This window comes from Pantoea pleuroti, assembly GCF_014156615.1.
GTDB classification, from domain to species: domain Bacteria; phylum Pseudomonadota; class Gammaproteobacteria; order Enterobacterales; family Enterobacteriaceae; genus Pantoea; species Pantoea agglomerans.
This window is the reverse complement of the sequence record NZ_SBFD01000030.1, coordinates 1-624: the sequence shown is the minus strand read 5'-3', so window position 1 is coordinate 624 and position 624 is coordinate 1. Positions and strand designations below refer to the sequence as shown.

2 protein-coding genes are annotated in these 624 nt (G+C 35.7%); one reads left to right on the top strand and one right to left on the bottom strand.

Annotation, left to right across the window (positions count from 1 at the left end; translation table 11 throughout):
* Nucleotides 1–262 (top strand): hypothetical protein (locus EPG66_RS22915; protein ID WP_220495271.1); only part of this gene is annotated, 262 nt, incomplete at its 5' end.
* 70 nt (nucleotides 263–332) lie between these two features.
* On the opposite strand, the gene EPG66_RS22910 is transcribed toward EPG66_RS22915, so the two are convergent.
* A partial coding sequence (locus EPG66_RS22910; RefSeq protein ID WP_220495270.1) for a hypothetical protein occupies nucleotides 333–624 on the bottom strand: 292 nt, incomplete at its 5' end.

The window sequence follows — 624 nt, the reverse complement described above, 5'->3', positions numbered from 1 at the left end:
CAAAGGTCGAACCACGAAGGAAGATATTCAAAAGCAGTTCGGTGAACCTACTCGTAAGACAACCGTTGATACCAATGAGGACATGTGGTTTTACTCAATCATGAACTCGAATATGTCAGCGATGTCTTACATTCCAATTGTAGGGCTATTCTCGAACGGAACTGATATGAAAAGTAAAAATTTGACTATAACATTCACAGGTGACAAAGTCGAGAACTGGACGTTTAGTGAGAGTAATGATTCGGTTCATAATGGAATCTGAAAGTAAAATGATTAAATCCTCTAAGAGCCGGAGGATTTAATCTAAACATTAAGCAGTTACTAAGAAATACTTAGGGATCAGAAATTATAAGTTCCATTTTTGGTCCAACGTTTGCAAAAATTATCTTGCGAGTCTCGGGATCTGACCAGAACATAAGTCTTAAAGCTTCATGACCTCTAGTCAGGTGGCACCTAAAACCCTTAAGCCCCTCAAAAGTTTTTTGAGTATTTGAGTTTTCTGATATTCTAAACGGTTTAACTTTTAACTCATCGCGTTTACGACATATAGTTTTTATAACTGTATCATATACTAAAGTAGAAAACTGTTGCGTATTAGCACATTGATTATTTATCAATGATTCA